A 279-nucleotide genomic window follows, 5' to 3' on the forward strand; every position below is an offset into this window, starting at 1 on the left:
TGACAACAACAGCACAAGAGATCTCCAGTAACGCAAGCCAGGCGGCTGACTCAGCGAAGCTTGCAGAGGGTAATGCCAAAGAAGCTCAACAAATAGTGAATGCTGCTGCCAACTCTGTTGCTGGTCTTGCTAGCGAAGTATCCGAAGCCAACACAGTGGTATCTAGATTAGAAGGTGATGTACAAAACATTTCGTCGTCACTGACGGTCATTCAAGATATTGCCGAACAAACAAACTTATTAGCACTGAATGCAGCAATTGAAGCCGCTCGTGCAGGTG

General features: G+C 47.0%; 1 protein-coding gene. It reads left to right on the forward strand.

All coding sequences use genetic code 11. From position 1 onward, the window contains the following. Positions 1–279 (forward strand): methyl-accepting chemotaxis protein (locus tag AB4512_RS23965; RefSeq protein WP_372175995.1); only part of this gene is annotated, 279 nt, incomplete at both ends.

This window comes from Vibrio sp. 10N.222.52.B7 (assembly GCF_041474275.1).
Taxonomy (GTDB): domain Bacteria; phylum Pseudomonadota; class Gammaproteobacteria; order Enterobacterales; family Vibrionaceae; genus Vibrio; species Vibrio crassostreae_C.